At 57.8% G+C, this 23,679-nt stretch carries 24 protein-coding genes; 16 read left to right on the plus strand and 8 right to left on the minus strand.

The genetic code is table 11. The features are described 5' to 3' along the window. Window positions 1–154: 154 nt before the first annotated feature. A complete protein-coding gene (gene miaB / locus ACR0ES_RS11990; RefSeq protein WP_480488266.1) occupies window positions 155–1,474 on the minus strand; it encodes a tRNA (N6-isopentenyl adenosine(37)-C2)-methylthiotransferase MiaB in 1,320 nt (439 codons plus the stop codon). 122 nt (window positions 1,475–1,596) lie between these two features. Here miaB and ACR0ES_RS11995 point away from each other — a divergent pair, with 122 nt between their 5' ends. Next, window positions 1,597–2,460, plus strand: coding sequence for a hypothetical protein (locus ACR0ES_RS11995; protein ID WP_480870793.1), 864 nt, complete (start codon window positions 1,597–1,599; stop codon window positions 2,458–2,460). A gap of 6 nt (window positions 2,461–2,466) precedes the next feature. Here ACR0ES_RS11995 and ACR0ES_RS12000 read toward each other — a convergent pair whose 3' ends face one another. After that, a complete protein-coding gene (locus tag ACR0ES_RS12000) occupies window positions 2,467–3,264 on the minus strand; it encodes a phytanoyl-CoA dioxygenase family protein (RefSeq protein ID WP_480774037.1) in 798 nt (265 codons plus the stop codon). Window positions 3,265–3,347: 83 nt separating this feature from the next. Here ACR0ES_RS12000 and ACR0ES_RS12005 point away from each other — a divergent pair, with 83 nt between their 5' ends. Further along, on the plus strand, window positions 3,348–4,271 hold the full coding sequence (locus ACR0ES_RS12005) for a LysR family transcriptional regulator (protein WP_480774036.1): 924 nt from the start codon (window positions 3,348–3,350) through the stop codon (window positions 4,269–4,271). Here ACR0ES_RS12005 and irrA read toward each other — a convergent pair. Next, complete coding sequence (gene irrA / locus ACR0ES_RS12010) at window positions 4,249–4,665, minus strand: iron response transcriptional regulator IrrA (RefSeq protein ID WP_209598312.1); 417 nt, start codon at window positions 4,663–4,665, stop codon at window positions 4,249–4,251. The two genes, ACR0ES_RS12005 and irrA, sit on opposite strands and share 23 nt — an antisense overlap. A 188-nt stretch (window positions 4,666–4,853) precedes the next feature. Between irrA and fabA the strand changes: the two genes are divergently transcribed. Genes fabA through ACR0ES_RS12030 form a run of 4 tightly spaced genes read left to right on the plus strand, consistent with a single transcriptional unit; the run spans window position 4,854 to window position 7,659 of the window. Beyond that, window positions 4,854–5,363, plus strand: coding sequence for a bifunctional 3-hydroxydecanoyl-ACP dehydratase/trans-2-decenoyl-ACP isomerase (fabA, locus tag ACR0ES_RS12015; protein ID WP_209598228.1), 510 nt, complete (start codon window positions 4,854–4,856; stop codon window positions 5,361–5,363). Between the two features lie 31 nt (window positions 5,364–5,394). After that, window positions 5,395–6,624 carry a beta-ketoacyl-ACP synthase I gene (gene fabB, locus ACR0ES_RS12020; RefSeq protein ID WP_480507094.1) on the plus strand — a complete coding sequence of 410 codons (1,230 nt, stop codon included), beginning with the start codon at window positions 5,395–5,397 and terminating at the stop codon, window positions 6,622–6,624. 5 nt (window positions 6,625–6,629) lie between these two features. After that, a complete protein-coding gene (locus tag ACR0ES_RS12025) occupies window positions 6,630–7,421 on the plus strand; it encodes an enoyl-ACP reductase FabI (protein WP_267366101.1) in 792 nt (263 codons plus the stop codon). 58 nt (window positions 7,422–7,479) lie between these two features. Next, window positions 7,480–7,659: a hypothetical protein gene (locus ACR0ES_RS12030; RefSeq protein WP_267366102.1), complete on the plus strand. Its 180-nt coding sequence runs from the start codon at window positions 7,480–7,482 to the stop codon at window positions 7,657–7,659. Between the two features lie 33 nt (window positions 7,660–7,692). On the opposite strand, the gene ACR0ES_RS12035 is transcribed toward ACR0ES_RS12030, so the two are convergent. Continuing rightward, the gene (locus tag ACR0ES_RS12035) at window positions 7,693–8,121 is read right to left on the minus strand and encodes an FKBP-type peptidyl-prolyl cis-trans isomerase (protein WP_480774035.1); all 429 of its coding nucleotides are present in this window, start codon (window positions 8,119–8,121) and stop codon (window positions 7,693–7,695) included. Between the two features lie 126 nt (window positions 8,122–8,247). Between ACR0ES_RS12035 and ACR0ES_RS12040 the strand changes: the two genes are divergently transcribed. The 9 genes from ACR0ES_RS12040 to ACR0ES_RS12080 all read left to right on the plus strand — a co-directional run bounded on the left by ACR0ES_RS12040 (window position 8,248) and on the right by ACR0ES_RS12080 (window position 16,431). Continuing rightward, window positions 8,248–8,934: a haloacid dehalogenase type II gene (locus ACR0ES_RS12040; RefSeq protein WP_480585960.1), complete on the plus strand. Its 687-nt coding sequence runs from the start codon at window positions 8,248–8,250 to the stop codon at window positions 8,932–8,934. Further along, window positions 8,934–9,764 carry an alpha/beta fold hydrolase gene (locus ACR0ES_RS12045; RefSeq protein WP_480774034.1) on the plus strand — a complete coding sequence of 277 codons (831 nt, stop codon included), beginning with the start codon at window positions 8,934–8,936 and terminating at the stop codon, window positions 9,762–9,764. Before ACR0ES_RS12040 ends, ACR0ES_RS12045 begins: the two co-directional genes overlap by 1 nt. After that, window positions 9,761–10,735 (plus strand): threonine ammonia-lyase, encoded by a 975-nt coding sequence (locus ACR0ES_RS12050; RefSeq protein WP_480870795.1) that lies wholly within the window; start codon window positions 9,761–9,763, stop codon window positions 10,733–10,735. Before ACR0ES_RS12045 ends, ACR0ES_RS12050 begins: the two co-directional genes overlap by 4 nt. 60 nt (window positions 10,736–10,795) lie before the next feature. Further along, complete coding sequence (gene pcaD / locus ACR0ES_RS12055; protein WP_480870796.1) at window positions 10,796–11,584, plus strand: 3-oxoadipate enol-lactonase; 789 nt, start codon at window positions 10,796–10,798, stop codon at window positions 11,582–11,584. A 12-nt stretch (window positions 11,585–11,596) separates the two neighbouring features. Then, window positions 11,597–12,313, plus strand: a complete 717-nt coding sequence (locus tag ACR0ES_RS12060) for an alpha/beta fold hydrolase (protein WP_480870798.1) — start codon at window positions 11,597–11,599, stop codon at window positions 12,311–12,313. Between the two features lie 86 nt (window positions 12,314–12,399). Further along, on the plus strand, window positions 12,400–13,599 hold the full coding sequence (locus ACR0ES_RS12065) for a TCR/Tet family MFS transporter (protein ID WP_480870800.1): 1,200 nt from the start codon (window positions 12,400–12,402) through the stop codon (window positions 13,597–13,599). An 82-nt stretch (window positions 13,600–13,681) separates the two neighbouring features. Further along, window positions 13,682–14,776 carry a Zn-dependent alcohol dehydrogenase gene (locus ACR0ES_RS12070; RefSeq protein WP_480870801.1) on the plus strand — a complete coding sequence of 365 codons (1,095 nt, stop codon included), beginning with the start codon at window positions 13,682–13,684 and terminating at the stop codon, window positions 14,774–14,776. Between the two features lie 23 nt (window positions 14,777–14,799). After that, window positions 14,800–16,032 carry a mandelate racemase/muconate lactonizing enzyme family protein gene (locus ACR0ES_RS12075; protein WP_480870803.1) on the plus strand — a complete coding sequence of 411 codons (1,233 nt, stop codon included), beginning with the start codon at window positions 14,800–14,802 and terminating at the stop codon, window positions 16,030–16,032. Between the two features lie 111 nt (window positions 16,033–16,143). Beyond that, window positions 16,144–16,431 carry an ArsR/SmtB family transcription factor gene (locus ACR0ES_RS12080; protein ID WP_480488347.1) on the plus strand — a complete coding sequence of 96 codons (288 nt, stop codon included), beginning with the start codon at window positions 16,144–16,146 and terminating at the stop codon, window positions 16,429–16,431. Window positions 16,432–16,437: 6 nt separating this feature from the next. Here the strand turns inward: ACR0ES_RS12080 and ACR0ES_RS12085 are convergent, their stop codons facing one another. Further along, window positions 16,438–19,434, minus strand: coding sequence for a cyclic nucleotide-binding domain-containing protein (locus ACR0ES_RS12085; RefSeq protein WP_480870846.1), 2,997 nt, complete (start codon window positions 19,432–19,434; stop codon window positions 16,438–16,440). Between the two features lie 244 nt (window positions 19,435–19,678). On the opposite strand from ACR0ES_RS12085, the gene ACR0ES_RS12090 reads away from it, so the two are divergent. Then, the gene (locus ACR0ES_RS12090; protein WP_480488349.1) at window positions 19,679–20,041 is read left to right on the plus strand and encodes a DUF3307 domain-containing protein; all 363 of its coding nucleotides are present in this window, start codon (window positions 19,679–19,681) and stop codon (window positions 20,039–20,041) included. A gap of 121 nt (window positions 20,042–20,162) precedes the next feature. Here the strand turns inward: ACR0ES_RS12090 and ACR0ES_RS12095 are convergent, their stop codons facing one another. Genes ACR0ES_RS12095 through ACR0ES_RS12105 form a run of 3 tightly spaced genes read right to left on the minus strand, consistent with a single transcriptional unit; the run spans window position 20,163 to window position 23,677 of the window. Further along, window positions 20,163–21,467: an NAD(P)/FAD-dependent oxidoreductase gene (locus tag ACR0ES_RS12095; protein WP_480870805.1), complete on the minus strand. Its 1,305-nt coding sequence runs from the start codon at window positions 21,465–21,467 to the stop codon at window positions 20,163–20,165. Next, on the minus strand, window positions 21,464–22,138 hold the full coding sequence (locus tag ACR0ES_RS12100) for a TetR/AcrR family transcriptional regulator (RefSeq protein WP_209505343.1): 675 nt from the start codon (window positions 22,136–22,138) through the stop codon (window positions 21,464–21,466). Before ACR0ES_RS12100 ends, ACR0ES_RS12095 begins: the two co-directional genes overlap by 4 nt. Continuing rightward, window positions 22,139–23,677: a trimethylamine methyltransferase family protein gene (locus ACR0ES_RS12105; RefSeq protein ID WP_480870807.1), complete on the minus strand. Its 1,539-nt coding sequence runs from the start codon at window positions 23,675–23,677 to the stop codon at window positions 22,139–22,141. It abuts the gene before it with no gap. Window positions 23,678–23,679 lie beyond the last annotated feature (2 nt).

Below are 23,679 nucleotides of genomic sequence, written 5' to 3' on the forward strand. Positions count from 1 at the left end.
GTTTTCCGGGACCGGCATATCGCCGATTTGCAGACGCAGATCCTTGCGCCCAAAAAACCATGGCTCCTCTCGGAGCATAGTTCCAAGCAATAAATCAAGGGTAAATTTTGGAAACAAACACCAACTATGGTGTCCGGGAGGTGTTTACACCGACCTACAACAACTCACCGGCCAGAGAATTCGCCCCGGACTCAGTGATCCGGACTTCTCTCAAGTCACCCGTGGCGATCTCTGGTCCTTTTACGTGCACCGAATGCAAATATTCGGACTTTCCAACCATCTGCCCGGACAAGCGACCCGGTTTTTCGAAAAGAACGCGGACAGTGCGTCCGACCATACCGTCCTGAATCTCTCGCTGATGGCGCGTGATCAAGGCCTGAAGCCGCTGCAACCGTTCATCTGCCGCAGCCGGATCAACCTGCGACCGTTCAGCTGCCGGGGTTCCCGGACGTGTGGAGTATTTGAAGGAATAGGCATAGCCGTATTTGACCTCTTCGACCAAATCCATCGTGGCCTGAAAATCATCTTCGGTCTCTTCTGGGAAACCAACAATGAAGTCCCCCGACATCACGATATCTGGACGCGCCGCACGAATGCGTTCGACCAGCCGCAGATAGCTTTCTGCCGTATGGCTACGGTTCATCCGCTTGAGGATACGGTCCGAACCCGACTGAACCGGCAGGTGCAGATAAGGCATCAGCTTGTCACAGGTGCCATGCGCCTCGATCAGATCGTCGGCCATGTCGTTTGGGTGCGAGGTGGTAAAGCGGATGCGTTCCAGCCCGTCGACCTTGTTCAGTTCCCAGATCAAGCCGGCAAGCGTCATGTCACCATTCGCCCCGGCACCGTGATAGGCGTTGACGTTTTGGCCCAGCAACGTGATCTCGCGTACCCCGCGTTCGACCAGATCATGGGCTTCGCGGATGATGCGATCGGCTGGGCGGCTGACTTCAGCACCGCGTGTATAAGGAACCACGCAGAAGGCGCAGAATTTATCGCAGCCCTCCTGAACAGTCAAAAACGCCGTCGGTCCGCGCTTGGCCTTGGGGCGGTTTTTCAATTTTTCGAACTTGTCTTCTTCGGGGAAATCCGTGTCCAGCGCCTTTTCGCCCGCTCGGGTCTTTGCCTCCATCTCGGGCAGGCGGTGATAGCTTTGCGGGCCGACCACCAGATCAACCAGCGGCTGGCGGCGCATGATCTCTTCGCCTTCCGCCTGAGCAACACAGCCCGCCACGCCGATTTTCAGATCAGGCTTCTCGGCCTTCAGACCCTTGAAGCGCCCCAGTTCGGAATACACTTTTTCTGCCGCTTTCTCGCGGATGTGGCACGTGTTCAGCAGGATCATATCCGCATCTTCGGGGGTCTGGGTTTCAACGTAGCCCTGCCCGCCCAGCGCCTCGGACATGCGTTCACTGTCATAGACATTCATCTGACAGCCATAGGTCTTGATAAACAGCTTCTTCGGTTCGGACATGAGACGGGCCTTTGCATTCGCTGGACCGGCGTCGTCTATATGCTTCGAACGCCGCTTGCAATGCGGGCGCAATTACCCGAATTTGGCGGAACTTTCCAGCAAGACAAAACTGAAAACAGCCGATGCAATACGATTCCCTCGACCATTTCCTGAAAGCCGGGCAGCCCGCAATGGCGCAAGGCCCCGTTGCGATGGTCTTTGCCGAGGATGAGGTCGAGTTGGAAAGTACTCTGCATCACCATCTGAAACTAGGGTTCAAATCCGTTATCGCCTTCATGCCTCAGGAGTTCCGACTGGAGCCCGCGTTGACCGACCGGGTGCATCGGGTCACCTTGAAGTGCGTTCCCCGAACGGTGGTTGTCGATACCCTGAACAGAATAATTCAGGCCGCACCCGGCATCTGGATGTATTACTGCTATAACGCCGAGTACCTGTTCTTTCCGTTCTGCGAAACGCGCAGCATTGGCGAAATGCTGGCCTTTCACAGCGAAGAACGCCGCAACGCTATGCTGAGCTACGTCATCGACCTTTATGCCGAGGACCTGACCGCTTTTCCCAACGGTGTCGCCCCCGAACAGGCTTTGTTCGACAAAACGGGTTACTATGCCCAATCACGCCGCGACCCTGACGGCCAACCGCTGGACCGACAGGTGGACCTGTCGGGTGGCTTGCGCTGGCGGTTCGAGGATCACATTCCCTATGAACGCCGTCGCATCGACCGCATCGCCCTGTTTAAGGCGCAAAAGGGCCTGATCCTGAAATCGGACCACACGTTCAATGAGCCGGAATACAATACCTATTCCTGCCCATGGCACCACAACATGACCGCGGCTATTTGTTCCTTCCGCGCCGCGAAGGCGCTCAAAACAAATGCCGGGTCGACTTTTGACATTCCGAATTTTAGCTGGCGCAACTCTGTGCCTTTTGAATGGCACTCGCGGCAGCTGCTGGATCTGGGCCTGATCGAATCAGGCCAGTGGTTCTGAAGCGTCTCAGCGCTGAAACAGGACCGGAAACCAGTCTTCGCGAAGACGCTGCCCCGGTGTCATGCCATGGCCGGGAAAAGGTGGAGAGGTTCTGCCTGGACGCTCTACATACCGCGCGTCATCGCCGACCAGCCGCAGAGAAAAGGCGCGGCGACGGCTGTCTGACTGGTTGCCCCGCGCACCGTGAAGGGTGCGATAATTGAAGGCAACGGCGTCACCGGGGTCCATTTCGAATTCGACGACCTTCATGCCCTCAGCATCCGGGTCCGGCACGGGGATGTACTGCCCTTCGTCAGGGAAAAAACCTTCCTCTGAAACCCAGCGGGTTGGCAGCACCTCTTTTTCCCACCGGTGAGAGCCTGCGACGCAGCGCAACGTCGCCTGCCTGACCGGATCCAGCGGAGACCAGAAGCTGATGGTTTGCTGACCTTCAACGAAGTAATATGGGCCATCCTGATGCCAGGGCGTGGCCATGGATGTCCCGGGCTCTTTGACCAATACGTGGTCGTGAAACACCTGCACACTTCTCGACTGCATCAGGTCCGCGGCGACCTCGGCCGCGGGCGAGTTTTCGATCACCTCGCGGAACTGCGGAATGCGGGTCCAGTTGCAGTAATCGTCAAAGAACAGACCCGTTTGACCCTCTTTCTTGTTTTCTGATGCATACGGGCCAGGCTCTGCCATATTCGCGGCAATGCCGTCGCGCAGTTGATCCACATAATCTGCAAAAAGGCCTTTGATCAGAACGACGCCATCATCCTGATACGTTGTGATCATCTCTTGGGTAACAAGCGGGTGAGGCATCTGGGTCTCCATTCGTTTTTCAATCTTTTGCGTTGAAGGCGTGTTCTGTTCAAATTATATCTTTCGAAGCTATAATTAACTTCATGTTATACATTTCACTGCGTCAGTACGAATATGTTTGCGCAGTCGGGCGCCACGGCAGCGTGTCCGCCGCCGCACAATACCTGAATGTTTCACAACCAGCACTGTCCACCGCCCTGACGCGTGTCGAAGCACATTTGGGATACCCGCTGTTTATCCGCCGCCGAGGTTCGGCCATGGCGCTGACACCTCAGGGGCGAAAATTCATCGATCAGGCCGAGACCCTGCTGAAAGACGCAGCCCAAATCGAGGCATCAGAAACTCCGTCGCCAGGCACGACACGTCTAAGACTGGGGTGTTTTACGGACCTCGCGCCCTTCCTGCTGGCACCCGCCCTGCACCATTTGCGCGATGCTTTCCCAAACATCGCTATCACTTATTTTGCCGCCTCCTTCGAAGGGCTGTTGAACAGATTGATTGATGGCCAGATCGATGTTGCAATCACTTACGAGCTGACAATGGACGCGGGGTTCACACGCGCAAAACTGTTCGACAGCCGGCCAAAGGCCCTTATGCCCCCGGATCATCCGTTGGCGACAGCGGGCACGGTCTCGCTGGCTGACTTGGCCGCTCAACCGTTGATCCTGTCAACAGAAGGCTTGTCGGCACAACACATCCTCAGTCTCTTTCGGCGCAACGGTCTGCACCCGACTGTCGCCCATAGGGCGGCATCGATCGAGATTCAGCGCAGTCTTGCCGCCCATGGCGAAGGGATCGGGATCAGCTATACCAGCCCGCTTAGCCCGGTCAGTTATGACAATAAACGTCTTGTCAGTGTTCCGATCAGCGATCAGGACGCAACTGAATCCGTTGTTCTTGCGCGCCACGGAACAGGGCCCGCTGACGCGACCACTGATCAGGTTGAACGCTTGTTGTTGGCAAGTTTGAAAGGTGGTCTTGGCGCTACTTTTTGCGCAGGCGAATGACAACGTCGACCGAGGCAATCTCGACACCCTCGGGCGCTTCGGGCAGGCGCTGGATCACCAATTGGTCCGATGGCGCATCACTCAGGCGCGCCTCGTCTTCCCAATAAAAATGGGGGTGGTCATGCGTGTTCGTGTCGAAATAGCTTTTTGACCCGTCCACAGTAATTTCCTGCAGAACACCAGCGTCGCAAAACGCGCGCAGGGTATTGTATACCGTCGCCAGGGACACAGCGTCACCATTCGCCTTGGCCGATTCAAACAGGCTCTCGGCGGTGACGTGACGATGGCGGCCATCGCCCACCAGAAGCTCGGCCAACGCCACACGCTGACGCGTCGGACGCAGGCCGGCGTTCACCAGCCAACCCGTTGCTATTTCGCCGCTCTGCGGTGTCATTGATCCAATACCCATAGTCACTTCCATTATATATAGGAGCGCATGGTTGGCAATTTCAAATGAAATTCATTCGCAAAGAACGCGGCATACACAACATGATGTGGCCGCTGCTCTTGCAGGACCTTGCAAACGGGTGCTAGACGAGGCCAGATATAACGAACGGACCCACGGCAGGAGAGGCGGCAAGAATGGCCCAGTTCCCAAGCAGTTTTGACAAAGACGATCTGCTGAAATGCGCCCGCGGCGAATTATTTGGCCCCGGCAATGCACAATTGCCCGCCCCGCCAATGCTGATGATGGACCGGATCACCGACATCTCGGATGATGGTGGCCTGCATGGCAAAGGACATGTGCTGGCCGAATTCGATATCACCCCTGACCTTTGGTTCTTTGACTGCCATTTTCCCGGCAACCCGATTATGCCGGGTTGCCTGGGCCTTGACGGTCTATGGCAGCTGACCGGTTTCAACCTGGGTTGGCGTGGCTGGCAAGGGCGCGGCATGGCCGTCGGCGTGGGCGAAGTGAAACTGACCGGTATGGTTCGTCCCGACCGCAAGATGCTAACGTATAAAATCGATTTCAAAAAGGCGATTCAGACACGTCGCCTGACCATGGGTGTGGCAGATGGAATCGTCGAAGCCGATGGCGAGATGATCTATGATGTCAAAGATATGAAGGTCGTTCTGTCCGAGGCCTGAGCCTGACCGACCCGAAATAAGGAGTGCGCACATGCGTCGAGTAGTCGTCACCGGTCTGGGGGTAGTGTCTTCGATCGGGAATAATGCCCAAGAGGTTCTGGCCTCGCTCAAAGCAGGTAAATCCGGGATCGAAGCCAGCGAACAGATGGCGGAACATGGGTTTCGCAGTCAGATCGCGGGAACGCTCAAGATTGACGTGGCTGAACACGTGGACAAACGCACCCTGCGCTTCATGGGTCCGGGCGCGGCTTACGCTCATATCGCCATGTCTCAGGCCATTGCAGATTCTGGTCTGACCGAGGACCAGGTAGTCAACCCGCGCACAGGTTTGGTGGCTGGATCCGGCGGCCCGTCGACAAGCGCGATGCTGACGGCGCATCAGACCGTTCTGAAGACAGGTGCGACCAAGCGGATCGGGCCGTTCGCAGTGCCGAAATGCATGTGTTCGACAATCTCGGCAAACCTGGCGACCGCATTCAAGATCAAGGGTATCAACTATTCGATCACCTCGGCCTGCTCGACCTCACTGCATTGCATCGGCAACGCGGCCGAACAGATCATGCTGGGCAAGCAGGACGTCATGTTCGCTGGCGGCGGCGAGGAACTGGACTGGACACTTTCGTGCCTGTTCGATGCGATGGGCGCGATGTCGTCGAAATATAACGACACGCCCGAGAAAGCCTCGCGCGCGTTTGACGAAAACCGTGACGGGTTTGTGATTTCCGGTGGCGGCGGCATCCTCGTTCTGGAGGAGTTGGAGCACGCTCTGGCCCGCGGCGCAAAGATTTATGCCGAAGTCACCGGCTATGCTGCTACCTCGGATGGCCACGACATGGTGGCCCCTTCGGGTGAAGGCGGCGAGCGCGCGATGCGGCTGGCGTTGGACACACTGCCCGAAGGTCGCAAGGTCGGCTATATCAATGCACATGGGACCTCGACACCTGTCGGTGATGTGGGCGAAGTAGAGGCTGTGCGCCGAATCTTCGGTGAAGGTAACGTGCCACCGATTTCCTCGACCAAATCAATGACTGGCCACGCGCAAGGCGCGGCAGGAGCGCTTGAGGCGATCTTCTGCCTACTCATGCTGGACAATGATTTCATTACGCCGTCGATCAATGTCGACACACTCGCCCAAGGCATCCTGCCCGGTGAAATTGCAACTGAAGTGGTTGAAAACGCAGGACTGGACAGTGTCATGACCAACAGCTTCGGCTTTGGCGGCACCAACGGGTCCATGATTCTGTCTAAGTATAACGGGTGAAAGTGATGTCGGATCTTCTCAAAGGTAAGCGCGGCCTGATCATGGGCGTAGCCAATGACCGCTCGATCGCGTGGGGCATTGCCAAGGCCATGCACGAGGCAGGCGCAGAACTGGCCTTCACCTATCAGGGCGAGGCTTTCGGCAAACGGCTGGAACCTCTCGCTCAAAGCCTTGGCAGCGATTTCATGGTGGATGCCGATGTGACCGACGACGAGTCACTGGATCGTGCCTTTGGTGAACTGGCCCAGCGTTGGCCCACCATCGACTTTGTCGTTCATGCCATTGCGTATTCGGATAAATCCGAGCTGACAGGTCGGTTTCTGAATACCACGCGGGCGAACTTCAAACACTCGATGGACGTGTCGGCCTATTCCTTTATCGAGGTGGCACGCCGCGCGTATCCGATGATGAAGGACAATGGGGGTTCGCTGCTGACGCTGACCTATCAGGGATCAAACCGGGTGGTACCGAACTACAACGTCATGGGTGTTGCCAAGGCGGCGCTGGAATCGGCGACCCGTTATCTGGCCAATGACCTTGGCCCGGATGGTATCCGCGTGAACGCAATCTCACCGGGACCGATGAAAACCCTTGCCGGTGCCGCCATTGGCGGGGCGCGCAGGACATATAAGTTCTGCGATCAGAATGCGCCGATGCGTTCGAATGCCACTCTGGAAGCTGTTGGCGGGACCGCAGTTTACCTGACATCTGATGCGGGAGCCTGCACGTCTGGCGAAATCATCCGCGTTGACGGTGGTTTCCACGTCTTGGGCATGCCGCAACCCGATTTCATGTGACCATATCTTTCCCTGCCGCCGCCAAGATTTCACCATCTTTGGGCGGCAGGACTTCGATATGAGCAAGCTAGATCAAATCATTGCAAACAACGCACGATCAGTGCAAAGCCGGAAGAAGTCCGGTTTCCTCAGCCAGCGGGCCAGAGTGCTGCTGCTCGCGCTGACATCATTGCTGCTGGTGTTCGTCTTTTTCACCCAGCCACAGGTGCGCGCAGCTGTTGAAGCTTTGATCGGCTGAAGTCCGGGCGGTCGTTCCAACCCGAACAATGTCTCAATTGATCGAGACGACTTCAATCTCAAACACCAGATCCTGACCGGCCAACGGATGGTTTCCATCCAGGATCACAGTCGCTTCGTTGGCGTCCACAACTGTCACAGGTACGGCCTGACCGTCCGGTGTCTGCATCTGCAGTTGAGTGCCCGGATCCAGCGGAATATCCTCGGGAATACCCTCGCGGGGGATTTCCTGACGCATCGCAGGGTTGATCGGGCCGTAGGCGTCGGTACAGGCAATCTCGACCCGTTTCTTGTCACCTGCGGACAAACCGGGCATGGCACTGTCCAGACCGGGAATGATCTGGCCCGATCCTACCACGAACTCCAACGGATCGCGCCCATCCGAACTGTCAAAGACTTTGCCATCCAACAATGTCCCTGTGTAATGGATGCGAACCGTGTCACCTTGCTTGATTTCGGTCATAGTGGCCTCCGGCCGTTTTTAGGGGTTAAGCGGCCAACCCTAGAGATTGACACAAAGTTGTAAACCCTTGGCCCTTCCCCCCCCTTTCGCGTTGTGCCAACCTGCGCGCAATCAAAGGAGGGTCATATGGCAATCACGACCTGCGTGTTCGACGCCTACGGAACGCTGTTTGATGTTGCGGCCGCCGCCCGGCAGGCAGCAGGCGAGCCGGGGTTCGAAGCCCTGAAAGACAAATGGCCCGAGGTCGCGGGGCATTGGCGCCTGAAGCAATTGCAATACACATGGCTGCGTGCTGTGGCGGATGCCCATGCGGATTTTTGGGATGTCACGCAGGACGGGCTGGACTGGGCGCTGGAAGCTGCCGGCCTCCAGGGCAATCCAGAATTGCGCCAACGCCTGCTGGATCTTTATTGGGAGTTACAGGCCTATCCCGAAGTTCCTGTCATGCTGAAAGCCCTCAAGGATGGCGGGATGCAGACTGCCATCCTGTCCAACGGATCACCGCCCATGCTGGACGGCGCTGTTCAGTCCGCCGGGATCGGCGATGTGCTGGATGACGTGCTCTCGGTCGAAAGCGTTGGGGTCTTCAAGCCCCATTCCCGTGTCTATGATCTGGTTCAGAACAGGTTTGACTGCGCCCGTGACGAGGTCTTGTTCGTCAGTTCAAACGGCTGGGATGCCGCAGGGGCCAGCGGTTATGGTTTTGTCACCGCCTGGGTCAATCGGATTGGGGAACCAATGGACCGGCTGCCGTGGACGCCAGCGCATGTACTGTCTGACTTGACCACCATTCCCAAACTGGCTGGTCTTTGATGCCGGACTTCACGACTTCGGACGGCAAGCGCATCTATTTCGAAGACCATGGATCGGGCACGCCGCTTTTGTGTCTGGCCGGATTGACCAGAAACAGCCGGGATTTCTCGTATTTTGCACCACATGCCACTGAGCTGCGCATGATTGCTATGGATTACAGGGGGCGCGGTCGCTCGGACTACGACCCCGATCTCATGAATTACAACGTCTTTCGTGAATCCCATGACGCGATTGAACTGCTGGATATTCTGGGCATCGAAAAAGCGGCCATTCTGGGCACCTCGCGGGGCGGACTGATTGCCATGGCATTGGCGGCAAGCCACCCCGAACGTTTGGCCGGTGTGATTCTGAACGATGTGGGGCCGGTCATCGAGACGTCAGGCATCGCCAAGATCATGGCCTACGTGGGCGCACAACCCACCGCGAAAACCTATGACGAAGCTGCTGCTGCCCTGAAACATGTGATGGAGCCGCATTTCCCCGGAGTTCCCCTGGAAATCTGGCGCAAACAGGCCGAAATTCAATACAAACAACAAGGGGACAGGCTGGCGCTGCGCTATGATCCGGCCCTGCGCAAAGCGCTTCTGGAACAGGCCGCGAGCGGTGCCATACCCGATTACTGGTTGTTTTTTGAAGCGCTGCGCAACATACCCTGCGGCGCGATCAGGGGCGCGAACTCGGACGTTCTGAGCGCCGAAACCCTGGCTGAGATGCATCGGCGGCATCCCGGTCTGATCTCGGCCGAAGTGCCGGATCGCGGGCATGTTCCGTTCCTGAATGAGCCTCAATCTCTGGATGTCATCAAAAAGGTATTGAAGAACGCTGCATGAGCACAATTGAAATGATCGAAGCCGCGGCCAAACGGCTTAAGGGACATGTCCGCGAGACACCAATTCTGTCGTCGCCATTTCTTGACGCGATCGCCGGACGCCGAATTTGGGTCAAGCCGGAATGCCTGCAACATACGGGCAGTTTCAAGTTTCGGGGGGCTTGGTCTGCCATATCCGCGCTGGACGAAGATATACGCCAGCGCGGCGTGATTGGCTATTCCTCGGGCAACCACGCGCAGGGCGTTGCGATGGCGGCGTCGAAACATGGAATTGCTTCGGTCATTGTCATGCCGTCGGACGCGCCGCACCTGAAAATCGAAAACACCCGCGCGCTTGGGGGTGAAGTTGTTCTTTACGACCGCGCAAACGAAAGCCGCGAAGAGATCGGGGAAACCATCGCCGCCGAACGCGGGCTAACCCTGATCCGGCCATATGACGAGCCTCAGGTGATTGCCGGGCAAGGTACCACCGGCTTGGAAATCGCCAGACAGGCAGCGGAACTTGGGGTTTCTCAGGCGGATGTTCTGGTCTGTTGTGGTGGTGGCGGCCTCACCTCTGGCATTGCGCTGGCACTTGAAAAACACGCCCCCGACCTAAGGGTACGCCCGTGCGAACCGGAAGGGTTCGATGACGTAAAACGATCACTGGCAACGGGACGGATTCAGAACAACAACGCGGCATCAGGCAATATTTGCGATGCCATCCTGACACCGCAACCCGGCGACATCACCTTTCCCATCCTCAACCGTCTTTGCGGGCCCGGTATTTCGGTCACCGAAGACGAGGCGCTGCGGGCCATGGCACTTGCTTTCCTGCGCCTTAAGATCGTGCTGGAACCCGGCGGCGCAGTTGCATTGGCCTCGGCCCTGTTCCGGGGCGACGAGATTGAGGGCGACGACGTGATCGTGGTCACTTCGGGCGGTAACGTCGATCCGGATGTTTTTGCCAGGGCGTTGGAACTCCTGACCTGACAGGCACCCCAAACCTGTGCAAATTGCACCTGGAACGCCGGGGCTGCAAGGACCTGAGTCATGATGATCGCTGATCTGGGCGACGTGAAACTGAATTACCGTGTTGATGGTGCGGCGGATGGCGCGCCACTGGTTTTTGCCAACTCATTAGGAACAAACCTGCACCTGTGGGACGCCGTGTTACCGCACTTGCCCAAGGGGTTACGCATCATTCGGTATGACAAACGCGGGCATGGGCAATCCTCGGTTCCACCGGCGCCTTATTCTATGGGCGCCCTGATCCGCGATGCCGAGTCGCTGCTGGATCACCTCAAGGTTCGCGACTGCGTTTTTGTCGGCCTGTCCATTGGCGGGATGATCGCACAGGGGCTGGCCGTCAAACGTATGGATCAGATACGTGCGCAGGTTCTGTCGAACACCGCTGCCAAAATCGCCACACCCGCAGTCTGGCAGGATCGGATCGACGCTGTGCGTCGCGGCGGGATTGAAGCGGTGGCAGACGCCACGATGGAACGCTGGTTTTCCCGTGATTTCCGCGCAGCGCAAAACCACCTGCCATGGCGCGACATGATGATCAGCCAACCGCTTGACGGATATCTGGGCTGTTGCGCTGCCGTCGCCGGGACCGACTTCTATACACCCACAAGCGGCCTGCGCCTTCCCACGCTTGGCATCGCCGGAAGCGAGGACGGCTCGACCCCGCCCGACCTGGTGCGCGAAACTGTCGACCTGATCCCCGGATCGCGGTTCGAACTGATCCGCAGAGCTGGCCATTTGCCCTGCGTCGAGAAACCCGCAGAATACGCAGCAATCCTGACCCGGTTTCTGACCGATATCGGGCATATCTGAAGGAGAACAGCGATGGCGTCTTTCCTGTTGGTCCACGGCTCCTGCCACGGAGCCTGGTGCTGGCGCGACCTGATCCCCGCGCTGGAAGCTTTGGGACATTCGGCCCGGGCCATCGACTTGCCCAGCCATGGTGCAGATCCAACGCCGGTGTCCGAGGTGACGCTGGAAAATTGCCGCGATGCCGTTCTGAACGCCTGCACGCCCGATACGATTGTCGTGGGTCACTCGTGGGGCGGCTATCCGATCAGCGCCGCCGCCGAGGCTCGACCGGACGCCATGCGCGCCCTGATCTTTCTGTGCGCCTACGTGCCTCACGATGGGCTTTCGCTGGCAGATATGCGCAGGCGCGGGCCACGGCAAACCATTGCTCACGCAGTGGAAAAAGCCGCAGACGGTCTGTCTTACACCGTGTCGGTAGATGCCATTCCCAGGCTGTTCTATCACGATTGTCCGGACGATATTCTGCCTTACGCCTATGCGCGCCTGTGCCCACAGGCCATTCTCCCCCAGGAAACACCACTGCCGGTCGGTACGAATTTCAACGAAGTACCCAAGGCCTATGTCCGCACCACGGATGACCAAACAATCCCCACGGAGTATCAGGCGGACATGTGCGCGTTCATCCCGAAGGAACTGCGACGAACCATCGACAGTTCGCATTCTCCGTTTTTCTCGCATCCACAGGAACTGGCCGGATTGCTAAGCGAATTGGCAAGCAAATTCGGGTGATACAGCAGATTGTACGTAAAACTCTGTCTTCCCACATTCGGTGACTGTGCCTAGGGTGCCCCGAACAGATCACCTGCCCGAGTCCCATGCGCCTGCCATCACTCTTCATCCTCAGCATCGTCATGATCGACGCAATGGGCATTGGTCTGGTGATGCCAATCATGCCGCAACTGATTGTAGACGTGCAGGGCAGCTCGCTTGCCAATGCCGCTATTTGGGGTGGAGTGCTGAGTACGGCTTTTGCGGCGATGCAGTTCGTCTTTGGTCCAATCCTTGGAAACCTGTCCGACGCCTATGGTCGCAGAGCTGTACTGTTGGTGTCGCTGTTCGTCATGGCGCTTGATTATATGGTCATGGCCGTGGCCGGCAGTATCTGGCTGATGCTGGCCGGTCGTATTGTCGGCGGTATAACCGCAGCCACACATTCCACCGCTGCCGCGTTCATGGCGGATATCTCCGATCCCAAGGACAAGGCCGCGAACTTTGGCCTGTTGGGTGCGGCCTTTGGCGTGGGTTTTGTCCTTGGCCCGGTGATCGGCGGGTTGCTCAGCGAATATGGAACCCGTGCCCCGTTCTGGGCTGCGGCAGGACTGGTGGCACTGATCTTTGCCGTAGGCTGTTTCGTGATGCCTGAAACCGTGACCGACAAGACCCGGCGCGCCTTCAACTTGCGCCGCGCCAACCCGGTGAATTCGCTGCGCGCCATTGCTGCACTGCCCGGTATCCGGCCTATGCTGTGGGTCTACTTTCTGTATTCGGTCTCAATCTACGTCTACCCCGCTATCTGGTCCTTTTTCACCACCGAGCGGTTCGGCTGGTCCCCTCAGATGATCGGCCTGTCACTGGGCGTCTATGGAATCGGCATGGCCGTTGTGCAAGGCGGTCTGATCCGCCCCGCAATCCGATTGTGCGGCGAGCGGGGTGCCATTATCTACGGGATGGGTTTTGAAATCCTCAGTTTCGCAATTCTGGCCTTTCTGACCAACGGGTTCATTGCACTTTTGTTCATCCCAATCACTGCAATCGGGGCAATCACCACACCAGCACTTCAGGCAATGATGTCCAAAGCGACACCGGATTCGCAGCAAGGAGAGTTGCAGGGTGTATTGTCCGCGCTCCACGCGCTTTCGATGGTCATTTCGCCCTTGGTCATGACCAGCGTATTTGCGCAATTCATTCGCCCCGACACACCGCTGTACTTGCCGGGTGCTCCGTTCCTGCTGGCGCTGGCGCTGATGCTGGCCGGGTTTGTGTTGTTTCGCCGGTCCCCGCCTGTCGTGGCTTAACAACGACACACACATGACGGTTTCTGCCTTGCGATCAATCCTTTCCCACGCCACCGTGGGCCCAACGGAAGTGAGGGAAAACATGCAAACAATCAAAGCCGCAGTCTGCCGGGCATTCGGCGAACCCTTGGTTATCGAAGAGGTTCAGCTGGCACCCCCCGGCACGGGCGAGGTCGAAGTGACGCTGGATGCAGTAGCCATCTGCCATTCGGACATATCCTATGCCGAAGGTGCCTGGGGCGGCTTTCTGCCCGCCGTTTACGGCCACGAAGCCGCAGGCGTGATCTCCGCAGTTGGAGAGGCCGCCGGAGACTTCAGGATTGGCGAGCCCGTGGTTGTAACGCTGATCCGCGCGTGCGGGTCCTGCCCCACCTGTGCCGGAGGGCACCCGACAAATTGCGAAACACCGTACGACACCGTCAAAGGCCCGCTAAAAACGGCTGACGGTAGTCCTCTGGAACAGGCCATGGCCTGCGGTGCGTTTGCCGAAAAAGTTGTGGTGAGCCATCGGCAAATCGTCAGGATCCCCGAAAACCTGCCCAAAGACCTGGCTAGCCTTCTGTCTTGCGGGGTAATCACCGGGGTTGGTGCTGCGGTAAACGCGGCCGGTCTGCGTCCGGGTCAGGATGTTGTGGTCATCGGCGCCGGCGGCGTTGGCCTGAACGCTATTCAGGGCGCGCGGATCGCAGGCGCAAGGCGGATCGTGGCTGTCGACATGACCGAAGAAAAGCTGGAAATCGCAAAGGAATTCGGCGCGACCCATGGCGTTCTGGCCAGCTTGCAAGAACCCTGGAAAGCAGCGTTCAAAGCCCTTGGCGGGCGCGGCGCCGATGCGGTTCTGATTACGGTCGGCGCAATCGCCGCCTATGATCAGGCCCCTCGCTATCTTGGCCGCGGCGGCAAGGCCATCATGATCGGAATGCCGCATTCGGGTGGCATGGCCAACTATGAACCGGTTGTTCTGGCAGCCCTGGGGCAGGGTGTTGTCGGCTCGAAAATGGGTGATGTGGTTATTCAGCGGGACATCCCATGGATGATTGACCTTTATGAGCAGGGTCGGTTGAAGCTGGACGAGTTGATCTCGGGCCGCTGGTCGCTGGACCAGATCAACGAGGCCATTGCCGATACCAAAACCGGATCTGCCAAGCGCAACGTGATCCTGTTCGACAGAACCTGATCCCCCGGCTCGGAGGAACTGAGATGAAACTGCAGGATCTCGACGTCATCGTCACTGCCCCACCCGCTCCGGGTTGGGGGGGGCGATACTGGATATTGGTTAAACTGACGACTGACACCGGCATCACCGGTTGGGGCGAATGCTATGCCTCGTCCGTCGGACCCGAGGCGATGCGCCACGTCATCCGGGATGTGTTCGAACGGCACATGCTGGGCGAGAACCCCGAAAACATCGAACTTATGTTCCGTCGCGCCTATTCCAGCGGTTTCACGCAGCGCCCCGACTTGACGGTGATGGGCGCATTCTCAGGGTTAGAGATCGCCTGCTGGGATATTCTGGGCAAGGATCGCGACCGCCCGGTTTACGCCCTGTTGGGCGGCAAGGTGAACGAACGAATTCGCTCCTACACTTACCTCTACCCTTTGCCGCATCACACTTTGACCGACTTCTGGACTTCTCCCGAACAAGCGGGCGAAACCGCTGCTGAAATGGTGCGGCACGGCTATACCGCTGTGAAATTCGACCCGGCAGGCCCCTATACGATCCGTGGCGGCCACATGCCCGCGATGAGTGACATTTCCATGTCCGTCGCCTTTTGTAAGGCAATTCGCGATGCGGTGGGGGACAAGGCCGACCTGCTGTTTGGCACACACGGTCAGTTCAACACGGCTGGAGCCATCCGGTTGGGGCAGGCGCTGGAACCATACCAGCCCCTATGGTTCGAAGAACCCACGCCACCTGATATGATCAAGGACATGGCCCGTGTCGCCCGCAACGTCCGTATCCCCATCGCCACCGGAGAACGCATGACAACCAAGGCTGAGTTCGGAGCCGTTCTGCGCGCCGGGGCTGCGGAAATCCTGCAACCGGCGCTGGGGCGTGCCGGCGGAATCTGGGAGATGAAGAAAGTCGCCGCCATAGCAGAGATATTTAACGCTCAGATGGCGCCGCATCTTTATGCGGGTCCGGTGGAATGGGCCGCCAATATCCACCTGGCCGCGTCGATCCCGAACCTGCTGCTATTGGAGACCATTGAAACACTGTTCCACAATCAGCTGATCAAAGGGTCCATTCAGGTCGAGGACGGCTTTGTGATCGCTCCGGCCGGTCCAGGACTTGGGATCGATGTCGACGAAGACCTGGCCCGCGCGCATCCGTATGAAGGTCGCGGCTTGCATCTGCAAATGCAGGAAGAGCCCTGCGATTATGTGAACGGCAATGCTTTTCAGGGCGGTGCCCCTGCAACCGAGGGGTGACAACACAGACGTGTTTGAGGCATATTAACCCAAGATTAATGGCACAACGGTCAAAACGTGACACTCCTAGAAACCGAACCTCAGGCACACACCTCGGACACACCATCAGAAATGAAAGAAAATGCAGCCCGCGCGGCGGCATTTCTCAAGACACTGGCGCATGAAGGGCGCCTGATGATCCTGTGCCACCTTGGGAATGGTGAGAAATCCGTAGGCCAGCTTGAAGATTTGCTGCAATTGCGGCAAGCCGCCGTCAGCCAGATGTTGGCCCGCTTGCGGGAAGAAGGGTTTGTCACCACCCGAAGGGATGGCAAAACGATCTATTATTCGCTGCGCGATGGGAATGCAGCGCAGATGATCGGCCTGCTGTACGATCTGTTTTGCGAACCTGCCAGCTGATCACGCCTAATTGGACACGTAACCGGCGATCACCTGCATCAGCTTGAACGCGGTTGCCGCATCGTTTTCCACAACGGCCAGGAACTCTTCTTCACCGATCCGAAGACAGGATAGGTTTGTTTCGGCCACCATGCTCAGCGCGCGTGGTTCTTTGCGGATCAGACCAAGCTCACCCACCAATGCGCCCGGCCCCACGGTGGTGATCAACTGGTCGGGGCCATCTTCCTGCGGCAGGTACAGGCCGGCCTCACCCTCCAGCACCACATAAGCGCCATCGGTCGGCTGATCATCTTTCAGGAACACCACCTGCCCGGGCTTGGCATCAAACCACTGCGCGCCAAAAGCCAGAAGGCGCAGTTGCCTCCGGTCCAGCCCCGAAAACAAGGGAGTTTGCTCCAGCGCGCGAAGTTTCCGCGCCAGATCTGCTGAAGATGCGCTGTCTTTTCCCACGTCCACCGGTCCTCCGTCCGAGACGACACGACCTTGCCGGATTTCCACGAACATGTCGAATACGTCCGGGTTTTCGAACTGGTCATTGAGGTAGAACACCGTGGCATCCGGCAACAGCTCGCGCAGCTTCTTGTAGACCGACACCTGCGTTTTCATGTCGTAACTGGCCAATGCCTGCTCCAGGATCAGGATATCCGGCTTCTTGATTGTCGCGCGGGTAAACGCCAGCGGTTCGGCAAAAACCGCCGGAAGGCTCTGCCCACCCAAAGCAACCGGAATGTCATAAATCAGCTCGACCACCAAAGGACGCGCGCCGTTCTCCTCCAACACGTCCACAATGACCTTGCGGGCCTCATCCGATCGCGCGCCACCAATCTGGCTGACCTTGCCGAACAGCGCGTTTTCCATGACCGTCAATCCAGGCGCGAAATCTTCCGGGTCCAGCGGAACAAAAGCGTCCTTGAGACTTTCCAACAGCTTGTCCGAATGACTCTGCCTCAGTTCCAGAATGCGGTCCTTCAGCTCATCCGTGAACGCCGGGCCAATCTGTTCAGCCGAGACGACGAAAGGCACGGCCAACATACTGGCCAGCTGTTCGTCATCCAGCCCTGACGTTCCCTCTTTGCGGGTCTGTTCAACCAGCTCCACAGCTGCCTCATAGGTCTTTGCATCAAGACCCAGCTTGCGGAACAACGGATGGTCGGTTCCGTCGAACCCGAAGATCTGGCGCAGCATCTCGATCACGTCACGCGTCAGGGCGATCAACGTCTCATCCAGTCCCAACTCTCGCAACTGCATGAGGAAAACCTTCTGCCGGGCAAGCAAAGCCTGCGTCACCGGCACGCGGGGCGTCGCAAAAAGCAGGTTTTCTGCAACAGGCAGCGCCGGGTTGTAAGCATTCCGGTCGAAAATCAGCGCCTGCTGCTCAAGACCCGCGTCATGGACCGCCTGCCGCACAAGCGGGCGCAGCTCGACCAGTTTCTTTGCCAGTTCGCAGTGTTCGGTCGCAACAAAGCTCTGTTCAGCACCACGCCGGAACAGGGCAGCCCCGGACCCCATTCCATCAATCAGTTGCAACCACCAATCGCGCAACGCCGTCGCGTCTTCAAACCCGGCCAGCGCCGGGTCAAGCCATTCCACCCTGAACGGATCCATGCTGTTTCCAGCCCGCAAGGTCTCGGCAAAATCTGGGTCATCTGTGGATTCAGCCAAGGGTTTGAACCGCATCGGCATCATCACGTTGTCACCCAACGTTCCCTGAAACATGACCGGGCGGGATGTGGCATACCCGATACGTGCGGCCACCACGCCCTGATGCAGGTCTGCCAGGTTCAGATCCCCCACCTGAACCGTGCCGGCAGCGGGCAAAATCTCGCGAGTCAGTAACTCCCCCATGGCGCGCCGGTCCTCTTCGCTGGGTGCGGCAATGCCAATCGTCTTGCCAGCGGGAAAAGTAAGATTCAGATCATCCAGCACCTGATTGCCGTCCATGTCACGAACCGAGACGTGCTTTAGCGCTATATCACCGCTCAGGTGGGGGCGCTCTGCTGGTTCGCCCTCGAACAGCGCTTCGTCCTTCAATCCGGCTGGATCGAAGCGGTCAACGACGATATCCCAGCGCAACGACATGTCCTGGGTTTGGTTGTAATAGGTCAGCAGCTCTTTCCAGGGTGAGCTCAGGTCCTTATACGCCGCCAGCGCCGCAACCAATGCCCCCAGCGAAACCGAACCCTGCAACACCAGAAGGCCACCAATCAGGTAGAACATGAATGGTGTCAGCTGCGAGATGAAGTTGTTTATAAACTTCATAAAGAACTTCTTCTGGTAAATCTCAAAGCGGATCGCGAAAAGCCGCCCCAACTGATCGGAGATCATAGCCCGGCGATAGCGCCAGCCGCCATTGCTGCGGAGGGTTGACGCACCTGCCGCGTTTTCGCCGATCTGGGCAGCCAACGCCCGAACTTCCTGAATACGTTTCTTGTTCAACAGGTTGATCTGACGCTGCAATTTAGGGATTAACCAGGCCTGCACCGGGATCAGGGCGACTGCGGCCAGCCCGAACCAAAAGCTTTGCAAGAACAGGAAAGAAAGGATGGTGATCATCTGACCGGCTTGCAGAACTGGCTGGCTGATCGCATCGCCCATCAGCCCGCCCATTGGTTCGCTTTCAGCCGTGATCATCGAGACCATTTCGCCCTGGCTGACCCGTTCGAAATAGGGTTGCGGAAAAAGAAGCGCGCGGCTGACCAGCTGATACCGAAACCGTCGCAGCATGCGTTCGCTCAGCACACCCTTCATGGTGTTGATGCGCATTTTCATCAGCCCGTGCGCCAACACGGCAGCAAGGAAAGCAAAGCACAAGATGATCAGGAAATTCGTCTGTGAAAGCGTATAGCCCCAGACATCCACTTCGGCCGTTGTCGAACCGATTGCGTCGTTGATGATACGCTTGGGCAGTTCCAGCGTAAGATAGAGCAACGGAAACAACGTCGCCGTCACAGCCAACAGGATCAGCTGATCGCGTTTGGAGTATTTCCAAATAAAGCGGAAAATCGTGCGTTCTATGGAACCTGCCCCTACTGCTGGCCGATAACACGGCCCGGATGCCGCGCGCCCAAATTCAACGGTTTGAATTTACTGCCATACTGACACGTTATGCAAATTTTTTCCCACCTGAGAATTTTCTTTATCTTATGTGAACTAGTTCATTTACGCATGGCCGTGTTATTGCCTAAAGTCAGTTTAGAACGATATCGGGAGGGTTCTTTTGACTGCCAGTATTGGCGCAGTGTTACTTATGCTTTGCCTTTTTCAGGTCAAGCACATGTTCGCTGACTACTACCTCCAAACACCGAAAATGCTCTCTGGCCGAGGCGAGTATTTTCACTTGGGACGCGCGCAGCACGCAGCAGTACATGTTGCGGGCTCTGTCATCGTGTTTGCCGCGTTTGGCGCTCCGGTATTGTTCATCCTGATTGTCGGACTGCTTGAATGGGTCATTCATTTCAATATCGATTTCTTGAAAGCTAGCTATTCAGACAAGAAACAGCTTGAGCCGACGCAGGCCGCGTTCTGGCGTGCAGCTGGGTTAGACCAGTGCCTGCACAACCTGACTTATGTGGCGATGGTCTGGGCCTGGGTGACTTTCGCGGCAACGTAGCTCGTACCAAGATATGCCGTCCGATGCGCAGCCCAGAAGCTATGCGCCTATCCCTCGGCCGGTCATAGCGAGGCAAGCTGTTAACCTGCCCCACTCGACTTTGATCGATGCCAAAACCCGACTAGCCCAGAACCGAAAAACTGCTTTCCTCATTGATCGGGCGCTTGCGAGAGTAAAAGCCCACGTCGATGGTCCGTTTAATATAAGGCAGTTCGAATTGCAGCGGTTCCGCGTCGTGATCCGCTCCGCCTTCGCAATATGCGATCAGGGCTGCCATCATCTTACCCGCAATCGGTGCATTCTTATACTGGTTCCCGCTGGATCCGCAGGCCATGTAAAACCCCGGCAGGTTGGATTTGTCATAGATCGGAATCCAGTCGGTTGAGGCATCGTAAAGGTCAACCACACCACGCGTTTTCGATGGGATGCCAAGGGAAGGCACGCGCTGCGCATATCGCATGGCCTGTGTGGTCCATTGGTCCGTGAACTCGCGGTTGTAGTTGACGTCATCCTCGCACCATTGATGCGGATCACACTCCGGATCCTCTGATCCCACAAGGATGTGGTTGCCGTGTTCCGGGCGGCAGTAGCAGGCAATGTCGCTGTCCGAGACGATGGTTCCGTCGTTTTCAAAGTCGAACCCTTCCGGGGCAGGGACATGCACGACCTCTTGCCGCAGGGGGCGGGTTTTGATGGTCATGTCATCCAGAACGCCTGCCATCCCATTGATGATAGCCGAGCCCGGCCCGGCCACGTTCACGACAACCCTTGCGCGGATTTCTTCGCCTGAGGCAAGTTTTACACCGGAAACACGTCCATCCTCGGTCAGGATCTCGATAACTTCGGCACTGGTGCGGACCTCGGCCCCGTGCTGTTTGGCAGCATCCATCAGGTTTTGCGCCGACAAGGCCGGGTCGGTGACATATCCCGCCTGCGGCCAGTACACTCCACCCGTCATCTTTCGCCCGTTGGGCTGGCCGAATTCCGGGTCATCCATGCGGCGTGCCGGGGCAAAGCTGTCCAGCGAATAAACCGGCAGGCGTTCAACCACTTTATCCCCCGACCATTCTTCGAACGGGCAATCCAGTTCTGATGAATTGCGCATGTGCTTTTCCAGCATCCCGTTCGCCTCGGTCTTCATAACCAGGCAGCCGGTTTCCCTGAACTGAGCCAGATTGGCCCCCTCTGGCAGTCCAAGATAGTCAGCCCAGTCGCGCCAGTAATGATAGCCTTCCCAGGCAAACGCCGTTCCATCGAAGGTGGAATAATGCATCCGGATGATCGCGCAGGACCCGGCGGTTGAACCGTGTCCAACCTGTGCGTTGCGATCCAGAGACAGGGTTTTCCAGCCCGCCTTGGACATTTCGAACGCGATGGCCGCGCCGATCACACCTGTGCCAATGATGATTGCGTCTGGTTGACTCATGTCGGGTCTCCTTTCCAGTAGCGCCGGGAATATGCGCTGAATTCTTCAACTTCTTCGGGTTTCGGTTCAACGCCCGTAAAGGCGTATAGGTAATGCGGCACCATCGAGATCCGCGTCTCGAAGGGTTCGTTCAATTGTGCCAGATCATATCCGATCTGCATGTAATACAGCACGCGCGCACGCGTTTCGGACTCGATTTCGGAATAGCCGTATCTGGCGAACATCGCGTGCAAAGCTTCAAGCCGCCGTGTGTCAGACTGATCCAGCGCACGGCGTACTTTGCCCGATTTACGCGCCCAGTCGCGCACGGCAAAGTCCAATGCGGTGTCAAACAAATCCGTGTTGACCACACAACGATGCACGTTGCAGACCGCGCCCGTTATCGTTTCGGCTGGCGCTTCGGCCTGTTTTACAAGCGCAACCGTATTGGTCGCCTGCCACCGCGCCAGCAGTGCATCCAAAAGTTCCTGTCTGGACTTGAAGTACCAGTAGAAGGATGAACGTGACACGGCCATCCGCTCGGCCAGGTTAAGAACCTTGATCTGGTCCACCCCGTCCGAAATCAGCACGTCCATCGCCACGTTCAGCCAATCGTCGCGGGTCACCTTGATATTGCCGATCAGGGGCTCGGCCTCGGGATCATCGCGGTGAAGGATAGGTTTGTTGTTCATTCAACTCTCCGGTGGCGCCCCGCCCTCTGCGGTGCGACGTGCGATAAAGTCCTGCAAGGCACCAAAACGATCATTGTCTAAGGCAGGGGCCTTGAAATCGTTCAGGATACCCTGCCAAACCCCCGTTGCACGTTGGTTGGCATCTGTTGAACCGCGTTCGGTCCATGTGCCGAAATTGGCGTAGTCATGGACATGCGGTTGATAGAACTCGGTGATGTAGCGCTCCATCGTCTGGGGGCAGGCAAAGAAATGACCGCCAGGCGCGACCTCACTTAAAGCGGTATCAAAGCCAATCTCGGCAGGCCCCGCCTGCGCGCCCGCGCAAAGCTCGGCCACCATGTTCAGAACCTCGGCATCGCAGACCAGCTTTTCGAAGGATACGGTCAATCCCCCTTCCAGCCAGCCCGCTGAATGAATTATCACAGTCGCCCCGGCCATCAGGCAACCCCAAAGGCCAAACTGGTTCTCATTCGCCGCTTGCACGTCGTTGCTGTTTGACGCTGACCCTGCCGCCGACCGCCAGGGCAGGCCAAGGTGACGCGCCAGTTGGCCTGCGGCCAGTGATGCCTGAAAATGCGAGGGCGTCCCGAATGCAGGTGCACCGGATTTCATGTCCACATTGCTGGTGAACGTGCCATAACACACCGGAGCGCCCGGTCTGGCCAGCTGCGCCAAGGTCAGCGCGGCCAGCGTCTCGACATGGGACAGGGTGATTGCCCCGGCCACGGTGATCGGCGCCATCGCCCCCATCAGGGTGAACGGTGTGATGATCGACATCTGACCGTGGCCCGCAAAGTCGATCAGGCCTTGCGCCATGGGAATGTCCAGCGTGCGCGGGCTGTTTGTGTTGATGATCGTGTAACAATGCGCGTTGCCCCGGAACTCATCATCCGACAGACCTCGCGCCGTGGACAGCATCTCAAAGCAATCCATGACCTGCGGCGTGCCGCGCGAGAAGAAGAACGGGAACTTGTCGGTCAGTTCCATCTGTGCCTGTGTCGTGAAGTAGTGGCGCAGATGCGTCGGTACGTCCTGAGGTTCAACCTGAGGCGAGATCATCTGGAACACATCGAAATGATGGGTGAGCTTCAGAAACTCCAGATAATCCTGACCTGTCGCCGGGCGACGGCCACGTTCCAGATCGGTTGCGTTCGGCGCGCCTGCCCCCGGTTGAAAAACCAGCGATCCCAGTTCCAGAGTAAAATCCCGATGCCGTGAACCGGCGCGACAAGCGATAGATTTGGGTGCCGAGGAAACAGCAGCCTCAACCATCTCGCGCCCGATAAAGACCATTTCACTGTCTTCATCCACGCGCGCACCACCCTGCTTGAACAGCTTGCGTGCCTCGGGAAGCAAGGTCTTTACACCCAACTCCTCGAGCGTACGCAACGCTGTCTCGTGCATGTCCGCGATCTGGTCAGCCGGGAACACCTCCATCAAAGGGAAAGGGTTCCTGAGCTGGCGATAGTTCACGTCGCGGCTGGGCTGCGGGGCAGCCTCGCCCCCTCGCCTTCGGCGTCGTCGGTCCGGAGCGGCCATGA

It is taken from the genome of Ruegeria sp. N7 (assembly GCF_056531345.1).

What these genes read in the sequence shown, in the direction of transcription:
- miaB (WP_480488266.1), bottom strand. Translation starts at nt 1,474, where the DNA reads ATGTCCGAACCGAAGAAGCTGTTTATCAAGACCTATGGCTGTCAGATG.
- ACR0ES_RS12025 (WP_267366101.1), top strand. Translation starts at nt 6,630, where the DNA reads ATGTCGGATCTTCTCAAAGGTAAGCGCGGCCTGATCATGGGCGTAGCC.
- ACR0ES_RS12035 (WP_480774035.1), bottom strand. Translation starts at nt 8,121, where the DNA reads ATGACCGAAATCAAGCAAGGTGACACGGTTCGCATCCATTACACAGGG.
- ACR0ES_RS12080 (WP_480488347.1), top strand. Translation starts at nt 16,144, where the DNA reads ATGAAAGAAAATGCAGCCCGCGCGGCGGCATTTCTCAAGACACTGGCG.
- ACR0ES_RS11995 (WP_480870793.1), top strand. Translation starts at nt 1,597, where the DNA reads ATGCAATACGATTCCCTCGACCATTTCCTGAAAGCCGGGCAGCCCGCA.
- ACR0ES_RS12060 (WP_480870798.1), top strand. Translation starts at nt 11,597, where the DNA reads ATGGCGTCTTTCCTGTTGGTCCACGGCTCCTGCCACGGAGCCTGGTGC.
- ACR0ES_RS12100 (WP_209505343.1), bottom strand. Translation starts at nt 22,138, where the DNA reads ATGAACAACAAACCTATCCTTCACCGCGATGATCCCGAGGCCGAGCCC.
- irrA (WP_209598312.1), bottom strand. Translation starts at nt 4,665, where the DNA reads ATGACACCGCAGAGCGGCGAAATAGCAACGGGTTGGCTGGTGAACGCC.
- ACR0ES_RS12040 (WP_480585960.1), top strand. Translation starts at nt 8,248, where the DNA reads ATGGCAATCACGACCTGCGTGTTCGACGCCTACGGAACGCTGTTTGAT.
- pcaD (WP_480870796.1), top strand. Translation starts at nt 10,796, where the DNA reads ATGATGATCGCTGATCTGGGCGACGTGAAACTGAATTACCGTGTTGAT.
- fabA (WP_209598228.1), top strand. Translation starts at nt 4,854, where the DNA reads ATGGCCCAGTTCCCAAGCAGTTTTGACAAAGACGATCTGCTGAAATGC.
- ACR0ES_RS12000 (WP_480774037.1), bottom strand. Translation starts at nt 3,264, where the DNA reads ATGCCTCACCCGCTTGTTACCCAAGAGATGATCACAACGTATCAGGAT.
- ACR0ES_RS12075 (WP_480870803.1), top strand. Translation starts at nt 14,800, where the DNA reads ATGAAACTGCAGGATCTCGACGTCATCGTCACTGCCCCACCCGCTCCG.
- ACR0ES_RS12030 (WP_267366102.1), top strand. Translation starts at nt 7,480, where the DNA reads ATGAGCAAGCTAGATCAAATCATTGCAAACAACGCACGATCAGTGCAA.
- ACR0ES_RS12090 (WP_480488349.1), top strand. Translation starts at nt 19,679, where the DNA reads ATGCTTTGCCTTTTTCAGGTCAAGCACATGTTCGCTGACTACTACCTC.
- ACR0ES_RS12005 (WP_480774036.1), top strand. Translation starts at nt 3,348, where the DNA reads ATGTTATACATTTCACTGCGTCAGTACGAATATGTTTGCGCAGTCGGG.
- ACR0ES_RS12045 (WP_480774034.1), top strand. Translation starts at nt 8,934, where the DNA reads ATGCCGGACTTCACGACTTCGGACGGCAAGCGCATCTATTTCGAAGAC.
- ACR0ES_RS12065 (WP_480870800.1), top strand. Translation starts at nt 12,400, where the DNA reads ATGCGCCTGCCATCACTCTTCATCCTCAGCATCGTCATGATCGACGCA.
- ACR0ES_RS12050 (WP_480870795.1), top strand. Translation starts at nt 9,761, where the DNA reads ATGAGCACAATTGAAATGATCGAAGCCGCGGCCAAACGGCTTAAGGGA.
- ACR0ES_RS12105 (WP_480870807.1), bottom strand. Translation starts at nt 23,677, where the DNA reads ATGGCCGCTCCGGACCGACGACGCCGAAGGCGAGGGGGCGAGGCTGCC.
- ACR0ES_RS12095 (WP_480870805.1), bottom strand. Translation starts at nt 21,467, where the DNA reads ATGAGTCAACCAGACGCAATCATCATTGGCACAGGTGTGATCGGCGCG.
- fabB (WP_480507094.1), top strand. Translation starts at nt 5,395, where the DNA reads ATGCGTCGAGTAGTCGTCACCGGTCTGGGGGTAGTGTCTTCGATCGGG.
- ACR0ES_RS12070 (WP_480870801.1), top strand. Translation starts at nt 13,682, where the DNA reads ATGCAAACAATCAAAGCCGCAGTCTGCCGGGCATTCGGCGAACCCTTG.